Source organism: Citrobacter freundii complex sp. CFNIH2, assembly GCF_002880615.1.
GTDB lineage: Bacteria > Pseudomonadota > Gammaproteobacteria > Enterobacterales > Enterobacteriaceae > Citrobacter_A > Citrobacter_A amalonaticus_F.
In genome coordinates, this window is sequence record NZ_CP025757.1 from 3,553,826 (window position 1) to 3,580,055 (window position 26,230).

The following is a 26,230-nucleotide window of genomic DNA, read 5'->3' on the forward strand; positions in this document are numbered from 1 at the left end:
AATCTGTGTGGGCACTGCAAAGGCAGGTTCTTTCAGGTAAGGAGGTGATCCAACCGCAGGTTCCCCTACGGTTACCTTGTTACGACTTCACCCCAGTCATGAATCACAAAGTGGTAAGCGCCCTCCCGAAGGTTAAGCTACCTACTTCTTTTGCAACCCACTCCCATGGTGTGACGGGCGGTGTGTACAAGGCCCGGGAACGTATTCACCGTGGCATTCTGATCCACGATTACTAGCGATTCCGACTTCATGGAGTCGAGTTGCAGACTCCAATCCGGACTACGACATACTTTATGAGGTCCGCTTGCTCTCGCGAGGTCGCTTCTCTTTGTATATGCCATTGTAGCACGTGTGTAGCCCTGGTCGTAAGGGCCATGATGACTTGACGTCATCCCCACCTTCCTCCAGTTTATCACTGGCAGTCTCCTTTGAGTTCCCGGCCGGACCGCTGGCAACAAAGGATAAGGGTTGCGCTCGTTGCGGGACTTAACCCAACATTTCACAACACGAGCTGACGACAGCCATGCAGCACCTGTCTCACAGTTCCCGAAGGCACCAATCCATCTCTGGAAAGTTCTGTGGATGTCAAGACCAGGTAAGGTTCTTCGCGTTGCATCGAATTAAACCACATGCTCCACCGCTTGTGCGGGCCCCCGTCAATTCATTTGAGTTTTAACCTTGCGGCCGTACTCCCCAGGCGGTCTATTTAACGCGTTAGCTCCGGAAGCCACGCCTCAAGGGCACAACCTCCAAATAGACATCGTTTACGGCGTGGACTACCAGGGTATCTAATCCTGTTTGCTCCCCACGCTTTCGCACCTGAGCGTCAGTCTTCGTCCAGGGGGCCGCCTTCGCCACCGGTATTCCTCCAGATCTCTACGCATTTCACCGCTACACCTGGAATTCTACCCCCCTCTACGAGACTCAAGCCTGCCAGTTTCGAATGCAGTTCCCAGGTTGAGCCCGGGGATTTCACATCCGACTTGACAGACCGCCTGCGTGCGCTTTACGCCCAGTAATTCCGATTAACGCTTGCACCCTCCGTATTACCGCGGCTGCTGGCACGGAGTTAGCCGGTGCTTCTTCTGCGGGTAACGTCAATCACTGTGGTTATTAACCACAATGCCTTCCTCCCCGCTGAAAGTACTTTACAACCCGAAGGCCTTCTTCATACACGCGGCATGGCTGCATCAGGCTTGCGCCCATTGTGCAATATTCCCCACTGCTGCCTCCCGTAGGAGTCTGGACCGTGTCTCAGTTCCAGTGTGGCTGGTCATCCTCTCAGACCAGCTAGGGATCGTCGCCTTGGTGAGCCGTTACCTCACCAACAAGCTAATCCCATCTGGGCACATCCGATGGCAAGAGGCCCGAAGGTCCCCCTCTTTGGTCTTGCGACATTATGCGGTATTAGCTACCGTTTCCAGTAGTTATCCCCCTCCATCGGGCAGTTTCCCAGACATTACTCACCCGTCCGCCACTCGTCAGCAAAGCAGCAAGCTGCTTCCTGTTACCGTTCGACTTGCATGTGTTAGGCCTGCCGCCAGCGTTCAATCTGAGCCATGATCAAACTCTTCAATTTAAGTTTGATGCTCTTAGAATTAAACGTCGTAATGAATTACGTGTTCACTCTTTGAGACTTGGTATTCATTTATCGTCCGAGGACGTTAAGAATCCATGTCACTCTGAGTGCCCACACAGATTGTCTGATAAATTGTTAAAGAGCAGTTGCGACGCGCTTTAGCGTTCTGTCGCGAGGTGGCGTATATTACGCTTTCCTCTTTCAGAGTCAACCCTGATTTTCAGGATTTTTCTCTTCGCTGTGACGACCATCTTGTGAAGCATTTCACTTTGTCGTCTCAACGGAGGCGCATTATAGGGATCCCATTTTTTTGCACAAGCCTTTTTTGGATCTTTTTTTCCGTTTGCTGCTTTTTCATCCCTTTCGCTCCATTCATGCGCAATTTGGCGGATTTTTGATAGCTAAAGCACTTGCGCAAGGCCAGAAATGCAACCAAAGTCATCATTACTGTTCTCTTTCCTTGAGGTAAACATGTCTGACGTATTACGTCCTTATAAGGATCTTTTCCCACAGATCGGCCAACGGGTGATGCTCGACAGCAGCAGTGTGATCATTGGCGATGTTCGCCTGGCGGACGATGTGGGGATCTGGCCACTTGTCGCGATCCGTGGCGATGTGAATTACGTTGCGATCGGGGCGCGTACGAATATTCAGGATGGCAGCGTGTTGCACGTCACGCACAAATCCGCCTCCAACCCGGATGGCAACCCGCTCATTGTGGGAGAAGATGTGACAGTCGGGCATAAAGTGATGTTGCACGGCTGCATCATTGGCAACCGGGTCCTGGTCGGTATGGGATCGATTCTGCTGGATGGCGCGGTGATAGAAGATGACGTAATGATCGGGGCGGGAAGCCTGGTGCCGCAAAACAAACGCCTGGAGAGCGGCTATCTCTACTTAGGGAGCCCGGTCAAACAGATCCGGCCGCTAACAGAGGAGGAGAAAGCGGGTTTGCAATACTCCGCCAGAAATTATGTGAAATGGAAAGACGAGTATCTCGCTCAGGGTAACCAAACCCAACCATGAACGTCTTCTTGCTGGGACTGGATCAGCGCTTCCGCTTCTTCTTCCAGATCCCAGCGATGTTCGCAAAAGTGAGCTAACCATTGTTCCGCCGTTTCACCACCAAAGCGATTTGCCAGCGTTTCTCCCTTAATCGCGCACATTAACTGCATACCATTAACCAACGCGGGAAAGCAGACCGCTTTTTTCTGCGCGTCCCACTCTTCCCGGTCTGGAAACAGAATGGCCTGATTCATGCGGACAGCTCCTGCTTGAGGCGCGCAATCACCGGTTCAATTTCCGGCAACACGCCGTGCCAGAGCAGAACGGCATGAGCCGCTTGCCCCACCAGCATCCCCAGGCCGTCGGCATAACGTTTCGCGCCCTGACGTTCACACCAGGAGAGAAACGGCGTATTGCCCTTTTGGTAGAACATGTCGTAACAACATACGGACGGACGAATGAGCGATGCCGGGATCGCCGGGATCTCACCACTGATGCCGCTGGAGGTGGCATTAATGATCAGATCAAACTCATGTCCTTCCAGCTCATCCATACCCAACGCCTGCACGCTGCCGGTATGTGCAAAAACCTGTGCCAGTTCTTCCGCACGGGATGCCGTTCGGTTGACGATAGTCACCCCGCAATCCATAGAAAGCAGTGGTAACAGTACGCCACGCGAAGCGCCACCCGCGCCAATCAGCAGGATACGCTGCCCCGGCCGGATAAATGACAGACGTTCAAGATCGCTTAGCAGACCGATGCCATCCGTATTATCACCAAGCAAGCGACCATCATCGAGCCGCTTGATCGTATTCACCGCACCGGCCAACGCAGCCCGCTCCGTGAGTTCATCAGCGCGGGCAAATGCTTCTTCTTTAAACGGCACCGTGACGTTCACTCCTTTACCGCCATCGGCAAAGAACGCGTTCAGCGTGTTGATGAAATCATTAACAGGCGCCAGCACACGGCCATACGGATGCGCAATCTGCAACTGCTGCGCAAATTGCTGATGAATAAACGGCGATTTGCTGTGCGCGATTGGATTACCAAAAACAGCATAGGTTTCCATCATCTTACCCCTGTCGAAACAGCTCGCCCGTCAGGGCATCACGGATTTCCGAAGGATTCAAGCGACCGCCGGTTTCTCCTGATACCACCGGGAAGTCTGTACCAAACTGTGCGCGGACTTCCTCAACCGTACGGCAAGGGGGTAATCCACTCAGGTTAGCGCTGGTTGAAACCAACGGTTTGCCATAAGCCTGGCACAAGGCGACCACCAGCGGATGATCCGTCACGCGCACCGCCAATGAATCAAAACGCCCCGTCAACCAACGAGGCGTCGTCGCCGGCGCGGGGAAAACAAAGGTCACCGGACCAGGCCAGCGTGCAAACACGGCATCACGCTGGGCATCGGTCAGCATACTGTCGTTAATATACGGCTTGAGCTGCTCAAAACTGGCGGCGATCAAAATTAACCCTTTATCGACCGGACGCTGTTTTAAGGCCAACAGACGATTTACGGCCACTTCGCTGTCGGGATCGCACCCGACGCCAAAGACGGCTTCTGTTGGATAGGCGATGACATTCTCTTTATTCAGTACCTCTATTGCGTCAGCGATAGGGTCTGTTGGCAGGTTATTATTCACTTGTTTGTTCCGCCGAAACCGGCTTTCCACATTGTTTACTGGCGCAAAAGTGCTTCACACCCTGCGCGGTTTTCTTTTCGATGAGTAGCGGATAGTGGCACTCAGGACACTCTCCGGCTATCGGTTTGAAGTTAATGACAAACTGGCACTCCGGATAGCGATCGCAGGAGTGGAAGGTTTTGCCATAACGGGAACGCCGCTGGACCAGATGGCCCGTCTGGCATTGAGGGCAGGTAATTGCGGTTTCATCAGGTTTATCAATGAGCTCGGTATGCTCACATTCCGGATAGTTGCTGCAGCCGATAAACATGCCAAAACGCCCCTGGCGCAACACCAGCTCAGCGCCGCAGTCAGGGCAATGTTTCCCCTCCAGAACTTTGACGATATGTCCGTCCGCTGAGGATTTCAACGGACGGATATAGTCACATTCCGGATAGTGCGAGCAACCAAGAAACGGACCGTGTTTCCCGGAGCGAATCACCAGTTCAGCCCCGCACTGTGGACAGGGCTCATTTTTACGCACCGAAAACAGTGCTGATTTAGCCATAACAACTCATGCTGAATTAAAGTTGATTAATGCAGCATACCTTCATTCACTTCAAAGAGTAATTCTTCCATTTGCTGATATGCATTTTCACAACCCGGAATGTTGAACAAAACCATCAGGATGACCCACTTCAGGTCTTCCAGGTCGAATTCTGCGGTATCCAGCGCAAGCACACGTTCAATCACCATTTCTCGCGTTTCGAGGTTTAGCACCTGAATCTGCTCAAGGAATAACAGGAATCCCCGGCAACTGGCATCCAGTCGGTCACACTCTTCTGGAGTATAGATACGCACAGAGAGAGGATCGGAGGCGAGCTGCATCGGCTCGGCAAGACCTTCCTGGTAGTCAGCAAGCTTTTCCAGCCACAGGAGCGCGTTGTAGATGTCTTCACGATCAAAACCAGCGTCGGTAAGATCCCGTTCAAGTTTGTCCTGATCCACACGTAATTCAGCTTCATTGTGGATATATGTCTCAAACAAATACATTAGTACGTCGAACATGGCATGCCCTCCTCAATCGGACATAGCCGCCGGGTACAACTGCGATCCATCCTGCTAACTCCAGTTCGAGTAGCTGAGCCACTACCTCTGGCACAGGTTGGCCGGCACGTTCAGCGACGACGTCAACAGGTGTTACCTCATCTCCTACGTTAGCCAGGAGCTCGGGAAATGGCAATGCTGCGCCTTCCTGATCTGATGAATAAAGTGATTTTTCAGGCTCATCTGGCAGCCAATGCAAGCCGTACTGCAAATTTTCCATGATTTCCTCCGGGGCCGTCACAAGGGTGGCGCCCTGCTTCACCAGCCAGTGTGGCCCTTCGCTTCCAGGGCTGCCGAGGGGGCCGGGTATGGCGAACACCTCTCGTCCTTGCTCCAAGGCACAGCGCGCGGTGACCAGCGAGCCACTGCGTAATGCCGCCTCAATCACCAGAACCCCTTTGCTCAAGCCGCTAATGATACGGTTCCGACGGGGAAAGTTGCGCGGTAAAGGGGCCATCATCAGCGGGAATTCGGACACCAGCGCGCCTCCCGTTTCCAGCAACGCATCGGCCATCCCGGCATGTCGGCGGGGATAGATGGATTGCAGGCCGTTTCCTAATACGGCAATGCTTTTCCCCTTTGACTGGATCGCCGCCCGATGGGCGATGCCATCAATACCTCGTGCCAGACCGCTGGTAATGGTGATTTCCCAACTGGCCAGTTTCTCACAAAACAACTGCCCCCACCGTTCGCCATACCATGACGGCGTTCGGCTTCCCACGACGGCGAGTTGAAAATCATGGAGACATTGCGGGGAGCCAACGACAAAAACCGCGCCGGGATAATCTTCAATGGCGCGAAGCTGCGCAGGATAATCATCACTGTCTGCCAGCAATAAGTCATGGTGCGGCGACTCAAGCCAGCGAAGGGTCTTTTCCAGTTCTTTTTCCGGAAAGGTCAAAAAGCGCGTGGCCTGGGAAGGGGAAAGGCCCGCACGTCGCAGTGCGGCAATATCAATATCCGGGTGTGATATCAGTCCGTGAGCGACTTGCACCATCTCATCGCCAAACAACTCATTCACAGCCATTAAACGTAACCAAATTTCGGTACGGGTCATCCTTGTCCCCCTGCCACAAGCAGTCTTAGCAATCTTTGCGATTGGTCACTGATGCTGTCAATCAGAGGGGGATTTGTCTAGAATAGAGGTAATAATCTTTCCAACTCCTGAACACAACTCTGGATAACTATGTCAGTTTTGCAAGTGTTACATATTCCGGACGAGCGCCTTCGCAAAGTCGCAAAGCCGGTAGAAGAAGTGAATGCAGAAATTCAGCGTATCGTCGATGATATGTTCGAGACGATGTACGCAGAAGAAGGTATTGGCCTCGCAGCAACGCAGGTTGATATTCATCAGCGGATTATCGTCATTGACGTGTCGGAAAATCGTGACGAACGCCTGGTGTTAATTAACCCGGAACTGCTGGAAAAAGAAGGCGAGACCGGTATTGAAGAAGGTTGTCTGTCTATTCCGGAACAACGTGCTTTAGTGCCGCGTGCTGAGAAAGTGAAAGTTCGCGCGCTCGATCGCGAAGGTAAACCGTTTGAACTGGAAGCCGACGGCCTGCTGGCTATCTGTATTCAGCACGAGATGGATCACCTGGTCGGTAAACTGTTTATCGATTATTTGTCACCGCTGAAGCAGCAACGTATTCGTCAGAAAGTTGAGAAACTCGACCGCCTGAACGCACGAGCTTAAGGACAAGAATCAACGTGTCAGACTCACTACGTATTATTTTTGCGGGTACACCTGACTTTGCAGCGCGTCATCTTGACGCGCTGTTGTCTTCTGGACATCACGTTGTCGGTGTGTTTACCCAACCTGACCGCCCGGCAGGTCGGGGGAAAAAACTGATGCCAGGCCCGGTGAAAGTCCTGGCCGAAGAAAAAGGCATTCCGGTTTTCCAACCCGTCTCCTTGCGCCCGCAGGAAAACCAGCACCTGGTGTCTGACCTGAACGCAGATGTTATGGTCGTCGTAGCGTATGGTCTGATTCTGCCGAAGGCCGTGCTGGATATGCCGCGTCTCGGCTGTATTAACGTCCACGGCTCCCTGCTGCCCCGCTGGCGTGGTGCGGCCCCTATTCAACGTTCACTCTGGGCGGGCGATGCTGAAACGGGCGTCACCATTATGCAGATGGACGTCGGTCTGGATACGGGCGATATGCTCTACAAACTCGCCTGTCCTATCACCGCGCAAGACACCAGCGGCACGCTGTACGACAAGCTGGCAGATCTTGGTCCGCAAGGGCTGATTGAAACGCTGAAGCAGTTAGCTGAGGGCCGTGCAAATCCACAAGTGCAGGATGAAGCGCTAGTCACCCACGCAGAAAAGCTCAGTAAAGAAGAAGCGCGCATCGACTGGTCGCTTTCTGCGGCACAACTGGAACGTTGCATTCGCGCATTCAATCCCTGGCCAATGAGCTGGCTGGAAATTGACGGCCAGCCGGTGAAAGTCTGGCAGGCATCCGTGATAGAGACGCCGACGCAGGCAGAACCGGGAACCATCCTTGACGCCACGAAACAAGGCATTCAGGTCGCGACCGGCAACGGAGTCCTGAACCTACTCTCATTGCAACCCGCCGGGAAAAAAGCGATGAGCGCCCAGGATCTTCTGAATTCACGTCGGGAATGGTTCATTCCTGGCAACCGTCTGGTCTGACGGCCACTTCTGATAACGCCCGGTGTTGCCGGGCCTTTTTATTTTTGCGGTTATGAATAAGAAATTTAACTTACGCAGTATGGCGGCGCAGGCCGTTGAACAGGTCGTCGAGCAAGGGCATTCACTGAGCAATGTCCTGCCGCCGCTACAACAAAAAGTCTCCGATAAAGACAAAGCGCTGCTTCAGGAACTCTGTTTTGGGGTTTTGCGCACGCTGTCGCAACTCGACTGGTTGATCAACAAACTGATGTCCCGCCCGATGACGGGAAAACAGCGCACCGTGCACTACCTGATTATGGTGGGATTCTATCAATTACTGCATACCCGTATTCCTCCACATGCAGCGCTGGCGGAAACGGTCGAAGGCGCCGTGGCGATAAAGCGCCCGCAGCTTAAAGGGCTGATAAACGGAGTTCTGCGTCAGTTCCAGCGTCAGCAGGAAGAACTGCTCGCAGAATTCGCCAGCAGCGACGCGCGTTTTCTGCACCCTGGCTGGCTACTGAAACGCCTGCAAAAGGCGTATCCCACGCAATGGGAAGCCATTGTCGATGCCAACAATCAGCGCCCCCCGATGTGGCTACGCGTGAATCGCACACACCATACGCGCGACAGCTGGCTGGCGCTGCTCGAAGATGCCGGGATGAACGGTTTCCCCCATCCAGACTATCCTGATGCCGTCCGTCTGGAAACACCAGCACCGGTCCATGCGCTTCCGGGGTTCGAGGAAGGATGGGTCACCGTTCAGGACGCCTCTGCTCAGGGGTGCGTAACCTTCCTTGCTCCGCAAAACGGCGAGCACATTTTAGATCTGTGTGCAGCACCAGGCGGTAAAACCACCCACATTCTCGAAGCAGCTCCCGAAGCAAACGTGCTGGCAGTTGATGTGGATGAACAGCGCCTCTCCCGCGTTTATGACAACCTGAAACGTCTCGGGATGAAAGCAACGGTTAAGCAGGGTGACGGGCGTTTCCCTGCACAATGGTGCGGCGAGCAGCAGTTTGATCGCATCCTGTTAGATGCCCCCTGCTCTGCAACCGGGGTTATCCGTCGTCACCCGGATATCAAATGGCTCCGCCGCGATCGCGATATTGCCGAACTGGCAAAGCTACAGGCTGAAATTCTTGATGCCGTCTGGCCGCATCTGAAATCCGGCGGCACGCTGGTCTATGCCACCTGTTCCGTGCTGCCGGAAGAGAACAGTCAGCAAGTTCACGCCTTCTTGCAGCGTACGGCGGATGCCATGCTGAGCGAGACAGGCACACCCGACATGCCGGGTCTGCAAAATCTGCCGGGTGCAGAAGACGGTGATGGCTTCTTTTACGCTAAGCTAATCAAAAAGTGATGGGATAACGGGTCACGACTGATGAAAATAATCATTCTGGGCGCAGGACAGGTGGGTGGAACGCTGGCAGAGAACCTGGTCGGCGAGAACAACGACATCACTGTGGTGGATACTAACGGTGAACGCCTGCGCAGCCTGCAGGATAAGTTCGATCTGCGTGTCGTTCAGGGACATGGCTCGCACCCACGCGTGTTGCGCGAAGCCGGCGCGGATGATGCAGATATGCTGGTTGCCGTGACCAGTTCCGATGAAACGAACATGGTTGCCTGCCAGGTGGCCTATTCGCTGTTCAACACGCCGAACAGAATCGCCCGTATCCGCTCTCCTGATTATGTCCGTGATGCGGACAAGCTGTTCCACTCAGAAGCCGTGCCTATCGATCACCTGATCGCGCCCGAGCAGCTGGTCATCGACAGCATTTACCGATTGATCGAATATCCAGGCGCGTTACAGGTCGTCAATTTCGCAGAAGGTAAAGTGAGCCTTGCGGTAGTAAAAGCCTATTACGGTGGCCCACTGATCGGGAACGCGCTCTCAACGATGCGGGAGCATATGCCGCATATCGATACCCGCGTTGCGGCGATTTTCCGTCACGACAGACCAATCCGCCCACAGGGCTCCACCATTGTCGAAGCGGGTGACGAAGTCTTCTTTATTGCCGCTTCCCAGCACATTCGTGCGGTGATGAGCGAACTGCAGCGCCTCGAAAAACCTTACAAGCGCATTATGCTGGTTGGCGGCGGGAACATCGGGGCAGGTCTGGCGCGTCGTCTGGAAAAAGATTACAGCGTGAAATTGATCGAACGCGATCAACAGCGCGCTGCCGAGTTGGCCGAAAAACTGCAGAATACGATCGTCTTCTTTGGCGACGCCTCGGATCAAGAATTGCTGGCCGAAGAGCATATCGATCAGGTCGATCTGTTTATTGCCGTTACGAACGACGATGAAGCTAACATCATGTCAGCGATGTTGGCTAAGCGAATGGGGGCGAAAAAGGTGATGGTGCTGATCCAACGCCGCGCTTATGTCGATCTTGTCCAGGGTAGCGTGATCGATATTGCGATCTCCCCCCAGCAAGCAACCATCTCGGCTCTCCTTAGCCATGTGCGAAAAGCGGACATCGTTGGCGTATCTTCATTACGCCGTGGCGTCGCGGAAGCGATTGAAGCCGTCGCTCACGGCGATGAAAGTACCTCACGCGTTGTCGGCCGGGTCATCGACGAGATAAAACTGCCGCCAGGCACGATTATTGGTGCAGTAGTGCGTGGCAACGATGTGATGATTGCCAATGACAATTTACGTATCGAACAAGGCGATCACGTCATTATGTTCCTGACGGATAAAAAGTTTATTACCGACGTCGAACGCTTATTCCAGCCAAGTCCTTTCTTCCTTTAACATTGAAGGGTGCATTATTCGCACCCTTTTTAATCCCCTGATTTATCAAGGCTTAATTCATACGGTTAATCTCAATACTTAAATGGCAAATGCCTTAACATTTGTTAAACTTATTAACGTCAGCTGCATAGGGAGAATATAATGAGCATTATTAAAGAGTTTCGCGAATTCGCGATGCGCGGGAATGTTGTCGATTTGGCGGTGGGTGTCATTATCGGTGCGGCGTTCGGTAAAATTGTATCGTCACTGGTTGCCGATATCATTATGCCGCCGCTGGGTTTGTTAATTGGTGGGATCGATTTTAAGCAGTTTGCCGTCACGTTGCGCGATGCGCAGGGAGATATCCCGGCCGTTGTGATGCATTATGGCGTGTTTATTCAGAACATCTTCGACTTTGTGATTGTGGCATTTGCTATTTTCATGGCAATTAAGCTCATTAACAAACTCAATCGTAAGAAAGAAGAGCCGGCGGCTGCACCTGCACCGACGAAAGAAGAAGTCTTGCTTACTGAGATCCGCGACCTGCTGAAAGAACAGAATAATCGTTCTTAACAGACGGCAGAAAGCAGAAGGCCAGTGGTAAAAAAGTGATTCACTTTCTTGCCACTGGCCTCCCAGTTACCCCGGCTACCGTGTTTGCCTTTACGTAAATAACTCCCTTTCCCTTTCTTATTCTTTTCAACACGCTGTCTGAATAGCGGGTCATGTAATAATGCCTCAATGGCATTGTCCTTTATCTGCCCTTTCGTATGCTGATAACGACTCATAATAGCTCCAGTTTGTAGTTTAACGGCGGGAGTGTAGTCCCACCTGTCTGATAAATCAACAGCCCGACTTCACTCCACTGGCTCCTTGTTCCAGAGCTTCCAGGATTGAGCAGTACACACTGCTATGCGCTGTGCCACAACAGGCATCGTTCAGACGCTGCAATGAACGCTGCATACTTTGCAGTTCGGCAATGCGCGCTTCGACTTCTTTCAGCCTGTCCTGCACGATCCCTTTGGATTCCTGGCAGGTGTGATGTTCGGGATCGATACGGATCGACAACAATTCACGGATCGACTCAAGGGTAAATCCGAGCTGTCGGGCATAGCGGATGAATTTAAGCCGCTGAAGATCCTTTCCCGTATACAACCGGAAACCACCTTCTGTGCGCACCTCATGCTCCATCATCTGCTGTTTTTCATAGTAGCGGATCGTATCAGGGGTCACTTCCGCCAGCTTTGCTAACTCACCAATGCGATACATGTCCACTCCATTAATTGTCGTTAATTTTATGCAGCAGCTTATCGGCATACTCACCGCGTAAAAATTCCGTGCTTAGACCGGCCTGCCGCAGCTTCAGTTCCAGCAGTGACAAACGCCGACTCACTTCCAGATACTGCGGATCATCCTGCCTAAGGCCTTTCAGCAGATCCAACAACTGGATGGCTTCTTTTCGCTGCTCCAGTTCGGGCGGCAGACAGCCTGCGTTCTTCAGTAAACGATAACCGGCACGTAGCTCAACAGGCACATGTGAATCATCTTCCAGCACCAACGGTTCGCCAGCGCCGCTAAGATCTTCGAATTCGCCTTTTCTTTGTGCATCAATGATATGACGCTCTGCCCACTGGTCCAGTAACCACATAATGACTCCAGGGGATGAACAAAAAGAGTACAGATATTGTAGATAAGTGGGGGTGCTGCGGATATAAAAAAACCCGCCGGGGCGGGTTTTTTTACGTTACTACAGATTACTCTGCAGCAGCTTCTGCTTTCGACTCAGAGCGATCAACCAGCTCGATGTATGCCATCGGCGCGTTGTCGCCTGCACGGAAGCCACACTTCAGAATGCGAGTGTAACCACCGGCGCGGCTCGCAAAACGCGGGCCCAGCTCGTTAAACAGTTTTGCCACGATCTCGTTATCACGAGTGCGGGCGAATGCCAGACGACGATTAGCTACGCTATCAGTCTTGGCAAGAGTAATCAGCGGCTCAACTACGCGACGCAGCTCTTTCGCTTTAGGCAGGGTCGTCTTGATGATCTCATGACGAACCAGTGAACCTGCCATGTTGCGGAACATAGCCTGGCGATGGCTGCTGTTGCGGTTCAGTTGACGACCACTCTTACGATGGCGCATGACCTTATCCTTCTCAGTAAAACCTTAACCTGTGATCCGGTTACTCGTCAGCGATGCTTGCCGGTGGCCAGTTTTCCAGGCGCATGCCCAGAGACAGTCCACGGGAAGCCAGCACGTCTTTAATCTCAGTAAGAGATTTTTTACCAAGGTTAGGCGTCTTAAGAAGCTCAACCTCAGTACGCTGTACCAGATCACCGATATAGTGGATAGCTTCTGCTTTAAGGCAGTTAGCAGAGCGGACAGTCAATTCCAGATCGTCAACAGGGCGCAGCAGGATCGGATCGAATTCTGGTTTCTCTTCTTTCACTTCCGGCTGACGTACATCACGTAAGTCAACGAAAGCTTCCAGTTGTTCAGCCAGAATGGTCGCCGCACGACGAATCGCCTCTTCAGGATCGATTGTGCCGTTGGTTTCCATTTCGATGACCAGCTTGTCCAGGTCGGTACGCTGTTCTACACGCGCTGCTTCAACATTGTAGGCAATACGCTCTACAGGGCTGTAGCATGCGTCGACCAGCAGACGGCCGATTGGGCGCTCATCTTCTTCCGAATGAATTCGGGTAGAAGCCGGCACATAACCACGACCGCGCTGAACTTTGATACGCATGCTAATAGACGCGTTCTCATCGGTCAGGTGGCAGATCACGTGCTGCGGCTTGACGATTTCGACATCCCCGTCATGGGTAATGTCGGCTGCAGTCACAGGGCCAATGCCAGATTTATTCAAGGTAAGAATAACTTCATCTTTACCCTGAACTCTCACCGCCAGCCCTTTCAGGTTGAGCAGGATTTCCAGGATATCTTCCTGAACGCCTTCTTTGGTGCTGTACTCATGTAGTACACCATCAATCTCAACCTCGGTCACCGCGCAACCCGGCATCGATGAGAGCAGAATACGGCGCAGTGCGTTACCCAGAGTATGGCCGAAGCCACGCTCTAAAGGCTCAAGGGTCACCTTGGCGTGCGTCGAACTCACTTGCTCGATATCTACCAGGCGCGGTTTTAGAAACTCTGTCACAGAACCCTGCATTGTGTCCTCTCTTTGGTACTAAGCTTTACTTGGAGTAAAGCTCGACGATCAGGTGTTCGTTAATGTCCGCAGACAGATCAGAACGCTCAGGCTTACGCTTGTACGTACCTTCCATCTTGCCAGCATCAACTTCCAGCCAGGTTGGCTTTTCACGCTGCTCAGCCAGCTCCAGAGCGGCTTTCACGCGAGACTGCTTCTTCGCTTTCTCACGAATGCTAACAACGTCATTCGGACTAACCTGATAAGAAGCGATGTTAACAACACGACCGTTTACCATAATCGCTTTATGGCTAACCAGCTGACGTGCTTCTGCACGAGTGGCGCCGAAGCCCATACGGTATACAACGTTGTCCAGACGACCTTCCAGCAGAGCCAACAGGTTTTCACCGGTGTTGCCTTTCAGACGTGCTGCTTCTTTGTAGTAGTTACGGAACTGACGCTCCAGCACACCGTAGATACGGCGAACTTTTTGCTTTTCACGCAACTGCACACCATAGTCAGACAGACGCGGTTTACGCGCACCGTGCTGGCCAGGAGCTTGTTCAATTTTACACTTGGTATCGATCGCGCGAACGCCAGACTTAAGGAATAAGTCGGTGCCCTCACGACGGCTCAGCTTGAGCTTAGGACCCAAATATCTTGCCATTTTCTTTCTCCAACAAACCTGGAAAACGAAGCGTTATACGCGGCGTTTTTTCGGCGGACGACAACCGTTATGAGGGATCGGAGTCACATCAGTAATATTAGTGATGCGGAAACCAGCGGCGTTCAGAGCACGAATAGTAGATTCGCGGCCTGGACCCGGACCTTTAACCATAACTTCCAGATTCTTGATACCGTATTCTTTTACGGCGTCAGCGCAACGCTCTGCTGCAACCTGAGCTGCGAACGGAGTAGATTTGCGAGAACCACGGAAACCGGAACCACCGGCTGTTGCCCAACCCAGCGCGTTACCCTGACGATCAGTGATAGTCACGATGGTGTTGTTGAAAGAAGCATGGATATGAGCCACGCCGTCAGAGACTTGTTTTCTTACACGTTTACGTGCACGAATTGGTGCCTTTGCCATTATTCAATCACCCCGATTATTTCTTGATCGGTTTGCGCGGACCCTTACGGGTACGTGCGTTGGTCTTAGTACGCTGACCGCGCACTGGCAGACCACGACGATGACGCAAACCGCGATAGCAACCAAGATCCATCAGGCGCTTGATGCTCATGCTGATTTCACGGCGCAGATCACCTTCAACGACAAATTTGGCAACTTCGTCACGCAGCGTGTCGATTTGTCCTTCAGACAGCTCACTGATCTTAACATTTTCAGCGATACCCGCTGCAGCCAGGATGGCTTTAGAACGGGTCTTACCGATGCCGTAGATCGACGTTAACGCGATCACTGCATGTTTTTGATCAGGAATGTTAATGCCTGCTATACGGGCCACTATGCACTCCTACTATTTAATATGTACGCACCATGCTGAAAAGCCCGTTTTCAGGATACTCAAATGGAAACGTACAGACATACAAAAGATTGGCTGGCTAATCTAGCCAGCTCAACCCAACTTTGCAAGAAAAATATGCGAATAAATCAGCCTTGGCGCTGTTTATGCTTCGGCTCGGCACTGCAAATCACACGGATGACACCATCACGCTTAACGATTTTGCAGTTACGGCATAATTTCTTGACGGAAGCACGAACTTTCATTTTTACTCTCCGTAACTTCTCGGGCGACCAATTATCGGCCGTAGCCTTTCAGGTTCGCCTTCTTCAATGCAGACTCGTACTGACTAGACATCATCAGAGTTTGCACTTGAGCCATAAAGTCCATAATCACGACAACAACGATAAGCAGTGAGGTCCCACCGAAGTAGAACGGTACTTTCATTGCATCACGCATGAACTCCGGGATCAGGCAGATAAAGGTAATGTAAAGCGCACCGACCAAAGTCAGGCGGGTCATTACTTTATCGATATACTTCGCCGTTTGCTCTCCCGGACGAATTCCTGGTACAAATGCACCGGACTTCTTCAGGTTATCTGCTGTTTCACGCGGGTTGAAGACCAACGCCGTGTAGAAGAAACAGAAGAAGATGATTGCAGACGCATAGAGTAACACATAAAGCGGTTGCCCAGGCTGCAAATACAGCGAAATTGTTGTCAGCCAGTTCCAACCAGTACCGCCCCCGAACCATGACGCGATGGTTGCCGGGAACAGAATAATACTGGAAGCGAAGATTGCCGGGATTACCCCCGCCATATTCACTTTCAGCGGTAAATGTGTGCTCTGTGCAGCATAGACACGACGACCTTGCTGACGTTTGGCGTAGTTTACCACAATGCGGCGTTGACCACGCTCAACAAATACAACAAAGAACGTCACTGCAAATACTAATACTGCAACCAACAGCAACACGAGGAAGTGCAGGTCGCCTTGACGCGCTTGCTCGATAGTATGGGCAATGGCTGGCGGGAGTCCCGCGACAATACCGGCGAAGATAATGATCGAGATACCGTTACCGATACCACGTTCAGTAATCTGTTCGCCCAACCACATCAGGAACATCGTCCCTGTGACCAGACTGACAACAGCGGTGAAGTAGAATGCAAAGCCCGGGTTCATAACCAGGCCTTGCATACCAGGCATATTCGGCAGACCGGTAGCAATACCGATCGACTGGAATATCGCCAGCACCAGAGTACCGTAGCGGGTGTACTGGCTGATCTTACGACGACCAGACTCCCCTTCTTTCTTAATTTCTGCCAGCGTTGGGTGAACCACCGTCAGCAGCTGGATAATAATTGATGCCGAAATGTACGGCATAATACCCAGGGCAAAGATAGAAGCACGGCTGAGAGCACCACCAGAGAACATGTTAAACATTTCAATGATGGTGCCTCGCTGTTGCTCAAGCAGTTTGGCAAGTACAGCGGCATCAATACCAGGGATCGGAATGAAAGAGCCAATACGGAACACGATAAGCGCACCGATAACAAACAGCAGTCTGCGTTTCAGCTCGCCTAAGCCACCTTTGGCGCTTTGAAAATCTAATCCCGGTTGTTTAGCCATCTGCTACTTATTCCTCGATTTTACCGCCAGCAGCTTCGATAGCAGCACGAGCGCCTTTAGTAACACGCAGACCACGAACAGTTACCGGAGTAGTGACTTCACCAGCCAGGATCACTTTCGCGAACTCGATCTGGATACCGATAATGTTAGCCGCTTTCAGCGTGTTCAGGTCTACAACACCGCCTTCTACTTTAGCCAGGTCAGACAGACGAACTTCGGCTGTAATCGCTGCTTTACGAGAAGTGAAGCCGAATTTCGGCAGACGACGATACAGAGGCATCTGGCCGCCCTCGAAACCGCGACGTACGCCACCGCCAGAACGAGACTTCTGACCTTTGTGACCACGACCACCGGTTTTACCGAGGCCAGAACCGATACCACGACCCAGGCGTTTACCCGCCTTTTTGGAGCCTTCGGCCGGAGACAGAGTATTTAAACGCATCTCTTACTCCTCAACTTTAACCATGAAGGAAACCGCGTTGACCATACCACGAACAGCAGGAGTATCCTCGCGCTCTACGGTGTGACCAATACGACGCAGACCCAGGCCAAGCAGCGTTGCCTTGTGTTTCGGCAGACGACCGATTGCACTGCGGGTTTGAGTAATTTTAATAGTCTTTGCCATGGTTTATTTCCCCAGAATTTCTTCAACGGATTTACCACGCTTGGCAGCGACCATTTCTGGAGAATTCATATTTTCCAGGCCATCAATAGTTGCACGAACCACGTTGATCGGGTTGGTGGAACCATATGCTTTAGCCAGAACGTTATGAACTCCAGCAACTTCCAGAACGGCGCGCATTGCACCACCGGCGATGATACCGGTACCTTCGGAAGCTGGCTGCATGAATACACGAGAACCCGTGTGAACACCTTTAACCGGGTGTTGCAGGGTGCCGTTGTTCAGCGCGACGTTAATCATATTGCGACGGGCTTTTTCCATCGCTTTCTGGATCGCTGCTGGAACTTCACGCGCTTTACCGTAACCAAAACCAACGCGACCGTTACCATCGCCTACTACAGTCAGAGCTGTGAAGGAGAAAATACGACCACCTTTTACGGTTTTAGATACGCGGTTTACCGCGATCAGCTTTTCCTGCAGTTCGCCAGCTTGTTTTTCGATGTGAGCCATCTTACACCTCTACCTTAGAACTGAAGGCCAGCTTCACGGGCAGCATCTGCCAGTGCCTGGACACGACCATGATATTGGAACCCGGAACGGTCAAAGGACACATCTTTGATGCCTTTTTCCAGAGCGCGTTCAGCGACAGCTTTACCCACAGCTGCAGCCGCGTCTTTGTTACCGGTGTACTTCAGTTGTTCAGCGATAGCTTTTTCTACAGTAGAAGCAGCTACCAGAACTTCAGAACCGTTCGGTGCAATTACCTGTGCGTAAATATGACGCGGGGTACGATGTACCACCAGGCGAGTTGCGCCCAGCTCTTTGAGCTTGCGGCGTGCGCGGGTCGCACGACGGATACGAGCAGATTTCTTATCCATAGTGTTACCTTACTTCTTCTTAGCCTCTTTGGTACGCACGACTTCGTCGGCGTAACGAACACCCTTGCCTTTGTAAGGCTCAGGACGACGGTAGGCACGCAGATCTGCTGCAACCTGGCCGATTACCTGCTTATCAGCGCCTTTCAGCACGATTTCAGTTTGAGTCGGACATTCTGCAGTAATCCCTGCCGGCAGCTGATGGTCAACCGGGTGTGAGAAACCTAATGACAGGTTTACTACGTTCCCTTTAACCGCTGCACGATAACCTACACCAACCAGCTGCAGCTTCTTAGTGAAGCCTTCGGTAACACCGATAACCATTGAATTCAGCAGGGCACGCGCGGTACCAGCCTGAGCCCAACCGTCTACGTAACCATCACGCGGACCGAAGGTCAGTGCATTATCTGCATGTTTAACTTCAACAGCATCGTTGAGAGTACGAGTCAGCTCGCCGTTTTTACCTTTGATCGTAATAACCTGACCGTTGATTTTTACATCAACGCCGGCAGGAACAACGACCGGTGCTTTAGCAACACGAGACATTTTTTCCTCCGATTAGGCTACGTAGCAGATAATTTCGCCACCAAGACCAGCCTGGCGCGCTGCACGATCAGTCATAACACCTTTAGAGGTAGAAACAACCGCGATACCCAGACCCGCCATAACTTTCGGCAGCTCATCTTTACGTTTGTAGATGCGCAGACCTGGGCGACTGACACGCTGAATGCTTTCTACAACAGCTTTACCCTGGAAATACTTAAGAGTCAGTTCCAGTTCCGGCTTGGTGTCGCCTTCAACTTTAAAATCTTCAATAAAACCTTCTTCCTTCAGCACGTTGGCAATTGCCACTTTCAGCTTGGAGGAAGGCATGGTGACCGCAGCTTTGTTCGCGGCCTGACCGTTACGGATACGGGTCAGCATATCCGCGATCGGATCTTGCATGCTCATCTGTCTTTACTCCCGTGATTCAATTGGTGACAATTACCAGCTAGCCTTTTTCAAGCCTGGTACTTCACCGCGCATAGCGGCTTCACGTAACTTGATACGGCTCAACCCGAACTTGCCCACATAACCATGTGGACGACCTGTTTGACGGCAGCGGTTACGCTGACGAGACGGGCTGGAATCACGCGGCAGAGACTGCAGCTTAAGAACAGCGTTCCAACGATCTTCGTCGGAAGCGTTCACATCAGAGATGATCGCTTTCAGTTCAGCGCGTTTCGCGAAGTATTTATCAGCTAAAGCTACGCGTTTTACTTCGCGTGCTTTCATTGATTGCTTAGCCATTCAGTAACCCTACCTTACTTGCGGAACGGGAAGTCAAAGGCAGCCAGCAGAGCACGGCCTTCTTCGTCAGATTTCGCAGTAGTGGTAATGGTAATATCCAAACCACGAACGCGGTCGACTTTATCGTAGTCGATTTCTGGGAAGATGATCTGCTCACGGACACCCATGCTGTAGTTACCACGACCGTCGAATGACTTAGCGGACAAGCCACGGAAGTCACGGATACGCGGTACAGCAATAGTGATCAGGCGCTCAAAGAACTCCCACATGCGTTCGCCACGCAGAGTTACTTTACAGCCGATCGGATAGCCCTGACGGATTTTGAAGCCTGCAACAGATTTGCGTGCTTTGGTGATCAACGGCTTTTGACCGGAGATTGCTGTCAGATCAGCTGCTGCGTTATCCAGCAGTTTTTTGTCAGCGATCGCTTCACCAACACCCATGTTCAGGGTGATCTTCTCGACCCGAGGGACTTGCATGACAGAATTGTAGTTAAACTCAGTCATGAGTTTATTAACTACTTCGTCTTTGTAGTAATCATGCAGTTTCGCCATCGTACTACTCCAAATTACTTGATAGTTTCGCTGTTAGACTTGAAGAAACGGACTTTTTTGCCGTCTTCGAATCTAAAGCCTACACGGTCAGCCTTACCGGTTGCCGCATTGAAGAGTGCAATGTTAGAGATCTGAATAGCTGCTTCTTTCTCTACAATGCCGCCTGGTTGGTTCAGAGCCGGAACCGGCTTCTGGTGTTTCTTAACCAGGTTGATACCTTCAACGATGACCTTGCCGGAAGACAGGACATTCTTAACTTTACCGCGTTTACCTTTATCTTTACCGGTTAACACGATAACTTCGTCATCACGACGGATTTTCGCTGCCATGATTCGCTCCTTAGAGTACTTCTGGTGCCAGAGAGATAATTTTCATGAACTTCTCGTTACGAAGTTCACGAGTTACCGGCCCAAAAATACGCGTACCGATAGGTTGCTCGCTGTTATTGTTCAAAATAACGCATGCATTACCATCGAAGCGAATGACAGAACCGTCCGGGCGACGAACACCCTTCTTGGTGCGCACCACTACCGCCTTCAGCACATCACCTTTTTTGACCTTACCACGCGGAATTGCTTCTTTGATGGTGATCTTGATGATGTCGCCTACGCCTGCGTAGCGACGGTGCGAGCCACCCAGAACCTTGATACACATTACGCGACGTGCACCGGAGTTGTCGGCGACGTTCAGCATAGTCTGTTCTTGGATCATTTTAGTGCTCCGCTAATGTCAACTACTACTGAGACCCGAAATCAGGTCGTTAAAAAAGCCCCATATCGAGGGCGCGGCATTATAACACCGCTCTCAGGATATGGGTAGAAAAAATAAACGGCCCATCGCTGAGCCGTTTATTCGTTGAGAACGCGTACTGTATTACAGAACCGCTTTCTCTACAACGCGAACCAGCGTCCAGGACTTAGTCTTGGACAGCGGACGGCATTCACGGATTTCAACCTTGTCGCCGATACCGCATTCGTTGTTCTCGTCATGTACGTGCAGTTTGGTCGTACGCTTAATGAATTTACCGTAGATCGGGTGTTTCACAAAACGTTCGATAGCAACAACAATGGATTTCTCCATTTTGTCGCTAACAACGCGACCTTGCAGAGTACGGATTTTATCGGTCATTACGCACCCGCCTTCTCAGTCAGTAAAGTCTTAACGCGTGCGACATCACGACGCACTTGCTTCAACAGGTGAGACTGTTGCAGCTGGCCACTTGCAGCCTGCATACGCAGGTTGAACTGCTCACGCAGCAGGTTCAGCAGCTCGGTGTTCAGCTCTTCAACACTCTTCTCACGCAGCTCTTTTGCTTTCATTACATCACCGTCTTAGTTACAAAGGTGGTTTTAATCGGCAGTTTCGCTGCTGCCAGCTTGAATGCTTCACGGGCCAGCTCTTCCGGTACGCCGTCCATTTCATACAGGACTTTACCCGGCTGAATCAAGGCAACCCAATACTCCACGTTACCTTTACCTTTACCCATACGCACTGCCAGCGGCTTTTCAGTGATCGGTTTGTCCGGGAATACACGGATCCAGATCTTACCTTGACGCTTAACTGCACGGGTCATAGCACGACGTGCTGCTTCGATCTGACGGGCAGTCAGACGACCACGGCCAACAGCTTTCAGACCGAAGCTGCCGAAGCTAACATCCGCGCCAGCAGCCAGACCGCGGTTACGGCCTTTGTGCATTTTACGGAATTTTGTACGCTTTGGTTGTAACATCAGCGACGCTCCTTATTTACGGCCTTTACGCTGCTGCTTTTTAGGTTGAGCAGCCGGTTTTTCCGGTTGTTCAACAGCAGCCATACCACCCAGGATCTCGCCTTTGAAGATCCATACCTTAACGCCGATTACACCGTAAGTGGTGTGCGCTTCAGAGGTGTTGTAGTCGATGTCAGCACGCAGAGTGTGCAGCGGTACGCGACCTTCGCGGTACCATTCGGTACGTGCGATTTCCGCGCCGCCCAGACGGCCGCTAACTTCAACTTTGATCCCTTTAGCGCCCAGACGCATTGCGTTCTGTACAGCACGCTTCATCGCACGACGGAACATAACACGACGTTCCAGCTGAGAAGTGATGCTGTCAGCAACCAGTTTTGCGTCCAGTTCAGGTTTACGAACTTCGGCGATATTGATCTGTGCAGGAACGCCAGCGATATCCGCTACGACCTTACGCAGTTTTTCTACGTCTTCGCCTTTCTTACCGATTACGATGCCCGGGCGAGCAGTGTGAATAGTCACACGGATGCTCTTAGCCGGACGCTCGATAACGATACGAGATACGGACGCTTTAGCCAGTTCCTTAGTCAGGTACTGACGTACTTTAAAATCGCTGTCCAGGTTGTCAGCGAATTCTTTGGTGTTCGCAAACCAGGTAGAGTTCCATGGTTTTACAATACCCAGGCGAATACCATTAGGATGTACTTTCTGACCCATTGCTAGTCTCCAGAGTCTCAGCGATCGGACACAACCACAGTGATGTGGCTGGTGCGCTTCAGGATGCGATCTGCACGACCTTTTGCACGCGGCATAATGCGCTTCATGCTCGGGCCTTCGTCTACGAAAATTTTCGTAACTTTCAGATCGTCAATGTCAGCGCCATCGTTGTGTTCAGCGTTAGCAATGGCAGATTCCAGTACCTTCTTGACCAGTACAGCCGCTTTCTTGTTGGTGTAGGTCAGAATATCCAGAGCCTGCGACACTTTCTTACCGCGAATCAGGTCAGCAACAAGGCGAACCTTCTGAGCAGAAGAACGAGCATGGCGATGTTTAGCGATAGTTTCCATCTCTTCCTCCTACCTTATTTCTTCTTCGCTTTTTTATCAGCAGCATGGCCGCGATAAGTACGAGTCGGTGCGAATTCACCCAGTTTGTGACCGACCATTTCATCGGTTACAAATACTGGAACGTGCTGACGACCATTATGGACAGCGATGGTCAAACCGATCATGTTAGGAAAGATCGTTGAACGACGGGACCAAGTGCGCAGGGGCTTCTTGTCTCCGCTTTCCACCGCTTTCTCTACCTTCTTCAGCAAGTGCAGGTCAATAAAAGGACCTTTCTTGAGAGAACGTGGCATGGCTTATCCTCTAAAATTATTTGCTACGGCGACGTACGATGAATTTATCAGTACGCTTGTTGCTGCGGGTCTTTTTACCTTTGGTCTGAACGCCCCACGGAGTTACCGGGTGCTTACCAAAGTTACGACCTTCACCACCACCATGTGGGTGGTCGACTGGGTTCATCGCGGTACCGCGAACGGTCGGACGAACACCACGCCAGCGTGCAGCACCTGCTTTACCCAGAACGCGCAGCATATGCTCAGCATTGCCAACTTCGCCCAGAGTTGCACGGCAGTCTGCTTCGACTTTACGCATTTCACCAGAACGCAGACGCAGGGTGACATAAGCACCATCACGAGCAACGATCTGAACGTAAGTACCAGCGGAACGTGCCAGCTGACCGCCTTTACCTGGTTTCATTTCTACGTTATGAACGGTAGAACCAACCGGGATATTGCGCATCGGCAGGGTGTTGCCTGGTTTGATTGCAGCATCAACGCCAGATTGGATCTGGTCGCCAGCTTTCAGGCCTTTAGGGGCCAGGATGTAACGGCGCTCACCGTCTTTGTACAGAACCAGCGCGATGTTCGCGGAACGGTTCGGATCGTACTCAAGACGTTCAACAACTGCCGGAATACCATCTTTGTTGCGTTTGAAGTCAACAATACGGTATGCCTGCTTGTGGCCACCACCGATATGACGGGTGGTGATACGGCCATTGTTGTTACGACCACCGGATTTGCTGTTTTTTTCCAGCAACGGAGCAAAAGGTTTGCCCTTGTGCAGCTCAGGGTTAACCACTTTAACTACGTGGCGACGACCCGGAGATGTCGGTTTACATTTAACAACTGCCATTGTATTACTCCTCCGACTTACTCAGCGCCGCCAACGAAGTCCAGATTCTGGCCTTCCTTCAGGGTGACGTAAGCTTTTTTCCAGTCGCTACGACGACCGATACGCTGTCCGTGACGTTTAACTTTCCCTTTAACAACCAGGGTGTTAACGACTTCGACTTCGACTTCAAACAGTTTCTGCACAGCAGCTTTGATCTCTGCTTTGGTCGCGTCTTTAGCAACTTTGAGAACGATGGTGTTAGTTTTTTCCATCGCAGTAGACGCTTTTTCAGAAACGTGCGGTGCACGCAGCACCTTCAGCAGACGTTCTTCACGAATCATGCCAGCATCTCCTCAACTTGCTTAACAGCATCAGCAGTCATTACGACTTTGTCGAAGGCGATCAGGCTAACCGGGTCGATACCAGTTGCATCGCGTACGTCAACCTTGTGCAGGTTGCGCGCAGCCAGGAACAGGTTTTCGTCCAGCTCACCGGTGATGATCAGCACATCTTCCAGAGCCATGTCTTTCAGTTTCTGTGCCAGCAGCTTAGTTTTAGGCGCTTCAACAGAGAACTTCTCGACAACGATCAGACGATCCTGACGTACCAGTTCGGACAGAATGCTTTTCAGCGCGCCGCGGTACATCTTTTTGTTAACTTTTTGACTGTGGTCCTGCGGACGAGCAGCGAAGGTCACGCCACCGGAACGCCAGATCGGGCTCTTGATAGAACCTGAACGCGCACGGCCGGTACCTTTCTGGCGCCACGGCTTTTTGCCTGAACCAGTTACTTCAGCACGAGTCTTCTGAGCACGAGTACCCTGACGAGCACCAGCTGCATAAGCAACAACAACCTGGTGAACCAGCGCTTCGTTGAAATCACGACCGAAGGTAGTTTCGGAAACAGTCAGCGCGCTCTGCGCGTCTTTCAATACTAATTCCATTGCTATCCCCTTACGCCTTCACAGCTGGTTTAACGATCAGGTCGCAACCGGTTGCACCCGGAACACCACCTTTAACCAGCAGCAGGTTGCGCTCAGCGTCAACGCGTACTACGTCAAGGCTCTGAACGGTTACACGCTCGTTACCCATCTGGCCTGCCATTTTCTTGCCTTTGAACACTTTGCCCGGAGTCTGGTTCTGACCGATAGAACCCGGAACGCGGTGAGACAAGGAGTTACCGTGAGTCGCGTCCTGGGTACGGAAGTTCCAGCGCTTAACGGTACCTGCGAAACCTTTACCTTTAGAGGTACCGGTTACGTCAACTTTTTTAACGTCAGCAAACAGTTCAACGCTAATGCTCTGACCAACAGTGAATTCTTCACCATCTGCCAGACGGAACTCCCACAGGCCGCGGCCAGCTTCTACGCCAGCTTTAGCAAAGTGACCAGCTTCCGGCTTAGTTACACGGTTAGCTTTTTTAGCACCAGTGGTAACCTGAACAGCACGATAGCCATCGCTAGCCAGATCTTTAACCTGAGTAACGCGGTTTGCTTCAACTTCGATTACGGTTACTGGGATAGATACGCCATCTTCAGTGAAGATGCGGGTCATACCCACTTTTTTACCGACTAAACCAATCATTGTATCAACCTCTCAATCGCTCGATGACCTGATTAACCCAGGCTGATCTGCACGTCTACACCGGCAGCCAGGTCCAGACGCATCAGAGCATCAACGGTTTTTTCAGTTGGCTCAACGATGTCAACCAGACGCTTGTGAGTACGAATCTCATACTGATCACGCGCGTCTTTGTTGACGTGCGGAGAGATCAGAACGGTGAAACGCTCTTTGCGGGTCGGCAGCGGGATCGGACCACGGACTTGCGCACCAGTGCGCTTAGCAGTCTCGACGATTTCCGCGGTTGATTGATCGATCAGACGATGATCAAACGCTTTAAGGCGGATACGGATTCTTTGGTTCTGCATGAGACCAGAGCTCCAATTATTTTATAAACGAAAATGATTACTCCTCAGACCCATTACGATTGATGGGAGAGTGTAACCGTTCTTACGTAGCTCCCCGATTGGGAGCATTGTTAGACAGCCAAATCGG

44 protein-coding genes and 1 rRNA gene are annotated in these 26,230 nt (G+C 51.7%); 6 read left to right on the plus strand and 39 right to left on the minus strand.

Annotation, left to right across the window (positions count from 1 at the left end; all coding sequences use genetic code 11):
• Positions 1-37: 37 nt before the first annotated feature.
• Both WM46_RS17335 and WM46_RS26410 read right to left on the minus strand, forming a co-directional pair.
• Positions 38-1,579: ribosomal RNA gene (locus WM46_RS17335) — 16S ribosomal RNA — on the minus strand.
• Positions 1,580-1,856: 277 nt separating this feature from the next.
• Complete coding sequence (locus tag WM46_RS26410; protein WP_187394397.1) at positions 1,857-2,024, minus strand: hypothetical protein; 168 nt, start codon at positions 2,022-2,024, stop codon at positions 1,857-1,859.
• Between the two features lie 26 nt (positions 2,025-2,050).
• On the opposite strand from WM46_RS26410, the gene WM46_RS17340 reads away from it, so the two are divergent.
• Entirely contained in the window at positions 2,051-2,605 is a 555-nt protein-coding gene (locus tag WM46_RS17340) for a gamma carbonic anhydrase family protein (RefSeq protein ID WP_042998365.1), read from the plus strand.
• On the opposite strand, the gene WM46_RS17345 is transcribed toward WM46_RS17340, so the two are convergent.
• The 6 genes from WM46_RS17345 to dprA are packed head-to-tail and all read right to left on the minus strand — an operon-like array spanning position 2,581 to position 6,373.
• On the minus strand, positions 2,581-2,838 hold the full coding sequence (locus tag WM46_RS17345) for a DUF1488 domain-containing protein (protein WP_102602906.1): 258 nt from the start codon (positions 2,836-2,838) through the stop codon (positions 2,581-2,583). The genes WM46_RS17340 and WM46_RS17345 overlap by 25 nt on opposite strands.
• Positions 2,835-3,653 carry a shikimate dehydrogenase gene (gene aroE / locus WM46_RS17350; protein WP_102603849.1) on the minus strand — a complete coding sequence of 273 codons (819 nt, stop codon included), beginning with the start codon at positions 3,651-3,653 and terminating at the stop codon, positions 2,835-2,837. The genes WM46_RS17345 and aroE overlap by 4 nt, the downstream gene beginning before the upstream one ends.
• 4 nt (positions 3,654-3,657) lie before the next feature.
• A complete protein-coding gene (tsaC, locus tag WM46_RS17355) occupies positions 3,658-4,230 on the minus strand; it encodes an L-threonylcarbamoyladenylate synthase type 1 TsaC (RefSeq protein ID WP_061076126.1) in 573 nt (190 codons plus the stop codon).
• Positions 4,223-4,777 carry a type I DNA topoisomerase gene (locus tag WM46_RS17360; RefSeq protein WP_102602907.1) on the minus strand — a complete coding sequence of 185 codons (555 nt, stop codon included), beginning with the start codon at positions 4,775-4,777 and terminating at the stop codon, positions 4,223-4,225. Before WM46_RS17360 ends, tsaC begins: the two co-directional genes overlap by 8 nt.
• A gap of 26 nt (positions 4,778-4,803) precedes the next feature.
• Positions 4,804-5,277, minus strand: coding sequence for a DUF494 family protein Smg (smg, locus tag WM46_RS17365; RefSeq protein ID WP_012908442.1), 474 nt, complete (start codon positions 5,275-5,277; stop codon positions 4,804-4,806).
• Positions 5,249-6,373: a DNA-protecting protein DprA gene (gene dprA, locus WM46_RS17370; protein ID WP_102602908.1), complete on the minus strand. Its 1,125-nt coding sequence runs from the start codon at positions 6,371-6,373 to the stop codon at positions 5,249-5,251. Before dprA ends, smg begins: the two co-directional genes overlap by 29 nt.
• 129 nt (positions 6,374-6,502) lie before the next feature.
• Here dprA and def point away from each other — a divergent pair, with 129 nt between their 5' ends.
• From def to mscL, 5 genes are all read left to right on the plus strand, one after another.
• Positions 6,503-7,012: a peptide deformylase gene (def, locus tag WM46_RS17375; protein WP_042326273.1), complete on the plus strand. Its 510-nt coding sequence runs from the start codon at positions 6,503-6,505 to the stop codon at positions 7,010-7,012.
• 14 nt (positions 7,013-7,026) lie between these two features.
• Positions 7,027-7,974, plus strand: a complete 948-nt coding sequence (gene fmt / locus WM46_RS17380) for a methionyl-tRNA formyltransferase (protein ID WP_102602909.1) — start codon at positions 7,027-7,029, stop codon at positions 7,972-7,974.
• Positions 7,975-8,026: 52 nt separating this feature from the next.
• Entirely contained in the window at positions 8,027-9,316 is a 1,290-nt protein-coding gene (gene rsmB / locus WM46_RS17385) for a 16S rRNA (cytosine(967)-C(5))-methyltransferase RsmB (RefSeq protein WP_102603850.1), read from the plus strand.
• Between the two features lie 21 nt (positions 9,317-9,337).
• On the plus strand, positions 9,338-10,714 hold the full coding sequence (trkA, locus tag WM46_RS17390) for a Trk system potassium transporter TrkA (RefSeq protein ID WP_012908437.1): 1,377 nt from the start codon (positions 9,338-9,340) through the stop codon (positions 10,712-10,714).
• A 141-nt stretch (positions 10,715-10,855) separates the two neighbouring features.
• Positions 10,856-11,266, plus strand: a complete 411-nt coding sequence (gene mscL / locus WM46_RS17395; protein ID WP_042326268.1) for a large-conductance mechanosensitive channel protein MscL — start codon at positions 10,856-10,858, stop codon at positions 11,264-11,266.
• Here mscL and arfA read toward each other — a convergent pair.
• The 31 genes from arfA to rpsJ all read right to left on the minus strand — a co-directional run bounded on the left by arfA (position 11,263) and on the right by rpsJ (position 26,103).
• Positions 11,263-11,481, minus strand: coding sequence for an alternative ribosome-rescue factor ArfA (gene arfA / locus WM46_RS17400; protein ID WP_102602910.1), 219 nt, complete (start codon positions 11,479-11,481; stop codon positions 11,263-11,265). The two genes, mscL and arfA, sit on opposite strands and share 4 nt — an antisense overlap.
• 55 nt (positions 11,482-11,536) lie before the next feature.
• On the minus strand, positions 11,537-11,962 hold the full coding sequence (zntR, locus tag WM46_RS17405; protein ID WP_102602911.1) for a Zn(2+)-responsive transcriptional regulator: 426 nt from the start codon (positions 11,960-11,962) through the stop codon (positions 11,537-11,539).
• 10 nt (positions 11,963-11,972) lie between these two features.
• Entirely contained in the window at positions 11,973-12,341 is a 369-nt protein-coding gene (locus tag WM46_RS17410; RefSeq protein WP_102602912.1) for a DUF1992 domain-containing protein, read from the minus strand.
• 106 nt (positions 12,342-12,447) lie between these two features.
• Entirely contained in the window at positions 12,448-12,834 is a 387-nt protein-coding gene (rplQ, locus tag WM46_RS17415) for a 50S ribosomal protein L17 (protein WP_001216372.1), read from the minus strand.
• A gap of 40 nt (positions 12,835-12,874) precedes the next feature.
• Entirely contained in the window at positions 12,875-13,864 is a 990-nt protein-coding gene (locus WM46_RS17420) for a DNA-directed RNA polymerase subunit alpha (RefSeq protein WP_001162094.1), read from the minus strand.
• A gap of 25 nt (positions 13,865-13,889) precedes the next feature.
• Positions 13,890-14,510, minus strand: a complete 621-nt coding sequence (gene rpsD / locus WM46_RS17425) for a 30S ribosomal protein S4 (RefSeq protein ID WP_000135226.1) — start codon at positions 14,508-14,510, stop codon at positions 13,890-13,892.
• 33 nt (positions 14,511-14,543) lie between these two features.
• Positions 14,544-14,933, minus strand: coding sequence for a 30S ribosomal protein S11 (gene rpsK, locus WM46_RS17430; RefSeq protein ID WP_001029684.1), 390 nt, complete (start codon positions 14,931-14,933; stop codon positions 14,544-14,546).
• Positions 14,934-14,949: 16 nt separating this feature from the next.
• Positions 14,950-15,306: a 30S ribosomal protein S13 gene (gene rpsM, locus WM46_RS17435; protein ID WP_012908431.1), complete on the minus strand. Its 357-nt coding sequence runs from the start codon at positions 15,304-15,306 to the stop codon at positions 14,950-14,952.
• A gap of 146 nt (positions 15,307-15,452) precedes the next feature.
• Positions 15,453-15,569, minus strand: a complete 117-nt coding sequence (gene rpmJ, locus WM46_RS17440; protein ID WP_000868187.1) for a 50S ribosomal protein L36 — start codon at positions 15,567-15,569, stop codon at positions 15,453-15,455.
• A gap of 31 nt (positions 15,570-15,600) precedes the next feature.
• Complete coding sequence (secY, locus tag WM46_RS17445; RefSeq protein ID WP_001118864.1) at positions 15,601-16,932, minus strand: preprotein translocase subunit SecY; 1,332 nt, start codon at positions 16,930-16,932, stop codon at positions 15,601-15,603.
• 7 nt (positions 16,933-16,939) lie between these two features.
• Positions 16,940-17,374 carry a 50S ribosomal protein L15 gene (gene rplO / locus WM46_RS17450; protein ID WP_001238917.1) on the minus strand — a complete coding sequence of 145 codons (435 nt, stop codon included), beginning with the start codon at positions 17,372-17,374 and terminating at the stop codon, positions 16,940-16,942.
• 3 nt (positions 17,375-17,377) lie between these two features.
• Entirely contained in the window at positions 17,378-17,557 is a 180-nt protein-coding gene (rpmD, locus tag WM46_RS17455; protein ID WP_001140434.1) for a 50S ribosomal protein L30, read from the minus strand.
• Positions 17,558-17,560: 3 nt separating this feature from the next.
• A complete protein-coding gene (gene rpsE, locus WM46_RS17460; protein WP_000940121.1) occupies positions 17,561-18,064 on the minus strand; it encodes a 30S ribosomal protein S5 in 504 nt (167 codons plus the stop codon).
• 14 nt (positions 18,065-18,078) lie between these two features.
• Positions 18,079-18,432: a 50S ribosomal protein L18 gene (gene rplR / locus WM46_RS17465; protein ID WP_000358956.1), complete on the minus strand. Its 354-nt coding sequence runs from the start codon at positions 18,430-18,432 to the stop codon at positions 18,079-18,081.
• Positions 18,433-18,441: 9 nt separating this feature from the next.
• A complete protein-coding gene (gene rplF, locus WM46_RS17470) occupies positions 18,442-18,975 on the minus strand; it encodes a 50S ribosomal protein L6 (protein WP_012135817.1) in 534 nt (177 codons plus the stop codon).
• 12 nt (positions 18,976-18,987) lie between these two features.
• Positions 18,988-19,380, minus strand: a complete 393-nt coding sequence (gene rpsH / locus WM46_RS17475) for a 30S ribosomal protein S8 (protein WP_000062611.1) — start codon at positions 19,378-19,380, stop codon at positions 18,988-18,990.
• 33 nt (positions 19,381-19,413) lie between these two features.
• Entirely contained in the window at positions 19,414-19,719 is a 306-nt protein-coding gene (rpsN, locus tag WM46_RS17480) for a 30S ribosomal protein S14 (RefSeq protein ID WP_001118929.1), read from the minus strand.
• Positions 19,720-19,733: 14 nt separating this feature from the next.
• A complete protein-coding gene (gene rplE / locus WM46_RS17485; protein ID WP_001096206.1) occupies positions 19,734-20,273 on the minus strand; it encodes a 50S ribosomal protein L5 in 540 nt (179 codons plus the stop codon).
• 14 nt (positions 20,274-20,287) lie between these two features.
• Positions 20,288-20,602 carry a 50S ribosomal protein L24 gene (gene rplX / locus WM46_RS17490; protein WP_035894981.1) on the minus strand — a complete coding sequence of 105 codons (315 nt, stop codon included), beginning with the start codon at positions 20,600-20,602 and terminating at the stop codon, positions 20,288-20,290.
• Between the two features lie 10 nt (positions 20,603-20,612).
• Complete coding sequence (gene rplN, locus WM46_RS17495; RefSeq protein WP_000613954.1) at positions 20,613-20,984, minus strand: 50S ribosomal protein L14; 372 nt, start codon at positions 20,982-20,984, stop codon at positions 20,613-20,615.
• 162 nt (positions 20,985-21,146) lie between these two features.
• Entirely contained in the window at positions 21,147-21,401 is a 255-nt protein-coding gene (gene rpsQ / locus WM46_RS17500) for a 30S ribosomal protein S17 (protein WP_002438707.1), read from the minus strand.
• Positions 21,401-21,592: a 50S ribosomal protein L29 gene (gene rpmC, locus WM46_RS17505; RefSeq protein ID WP_000644742.1), complete on the minus strand. Its 192-nt coding sequence runs from the start codon at positions 21,590-21,592 to the stop codon at positions 21,401-21,403. Before rpmC ends, rpsQ begins: the two co-directional genes overlap by 1 nt.
• A complete protein-coding gene (gene rplP, locus WM46_RS17510) occupies positions 21,592-22,002 on the minus strand; it encodes a 50S ribosomal protein L16 (protein WP_000941208.1) in 411 nt (136 codons plus the stop codon). Before rplP ends, rpmC begins: the two co-directional genes overlap by 1 nt.
• A 12-nt stretch (positions 22,003-22,014) precedes the next feature.
• Positions 22,015-22,716 carry a 30S ribosomal protein S3 gene (rpsC, locus tag WM46_RS17515; protein ID WP_000529945.1) on the minus strand — a complete coding sequence of 234 codons (702 nt, stop codon included), beginning with the start codon at positions 22,714-22,716 and terminating at the stop codon, positions 22,015-22,017.
• Positions 22,717-22,733: 17 nt separating this feature from the next.
• A complete protein-coding gene (gene rplV, locus WM46_RS17520) occupies positions 22,734-23,066 on the minus strand; it encodes a 50S ribosomal protein L22 (RefSeq protein WP_000447529.1) in 333 nt (110 codons plus the stop codon).
• A gap of 14 nt (positions 23,067-23,080) precedes the next feature.
• On the minus strand, positions 23,081-23,359 hold the full coding sequence (gene rpsS / locus WM46_RS17525; protein WP_001138117.1) for a 30S ribosomal protein S19: 279 nt from the start codon (positions 23,357-23,359) through the stop codon (positions 23,081-23,083).
• Positions 23,360-23,375: 16 nt separating this feature from the next.
• Complete coding sequence (gene rplB, locus WM46_RS17530) at positions 23,376-24,197, minus strand: 50S ribosomal protein L2 (RefSeq protein WP_000301864.1); 822 nt, start codon at positions 24,195-24,197, stop codon at positions 23,376-23,378.
• A gap of 17 nt (positions 24,198-24,214) precedes the next feature.
• Entirely contained in the window at positions 24,215-24,517 is a 303-nt protein-coding gene (gene rplW / locus WM46_RS17535; RefSeq protein ID WP_000617546.1) for a 50S ribosomal protein L23, read from the minus strand.
• The gene (gene rplD, locus WM46_RS17540; RefSeq protein ID WP_000424395.1) at positions 24,514-25,119 is read right to left on the minus strand and encodes a 50S ribosomal protein L4; all 606 of its coding nucleotides are present in this window, start codon (positions 25,117-25,119) and stop codon (positions 24,514-24,516) included. The genes rplW and rplD overlap by 4 nt, the downstream gene beginning before the upstream one ends.
• A 10-nt stretch (positions 25,120-25,129) precedes the next feature.
• Positions 25,130-25,759 (minus strand): 50S ribosomal protein L3, encoded by a 630-nt coding sequence (gene rplC, locus WM46_RS17545; protein WP_061076119.1) that lies wholly within the window; start codon positions 25,757-25,759, stop codon positions 25,130-25,132.
• A 32-nt stretch (positions 25,760-25,791) separates the two neighbouring features.
• Positions 25,792-26,103 carry a 30S ribosomal protein S10 gene (gene rpsJ, locus WM46_RS17550; protein ID WP_001181005.1) on the minus strand — a complete coding sequence of 104 codons (312 nt, stop codon included), beginning with the start codon at positions 26,101-26,103 and terminating at the stop codon, positions 25,792-25,794.
• Positions 26,104-26,230 lie beyond the last annotated feature (127 nt).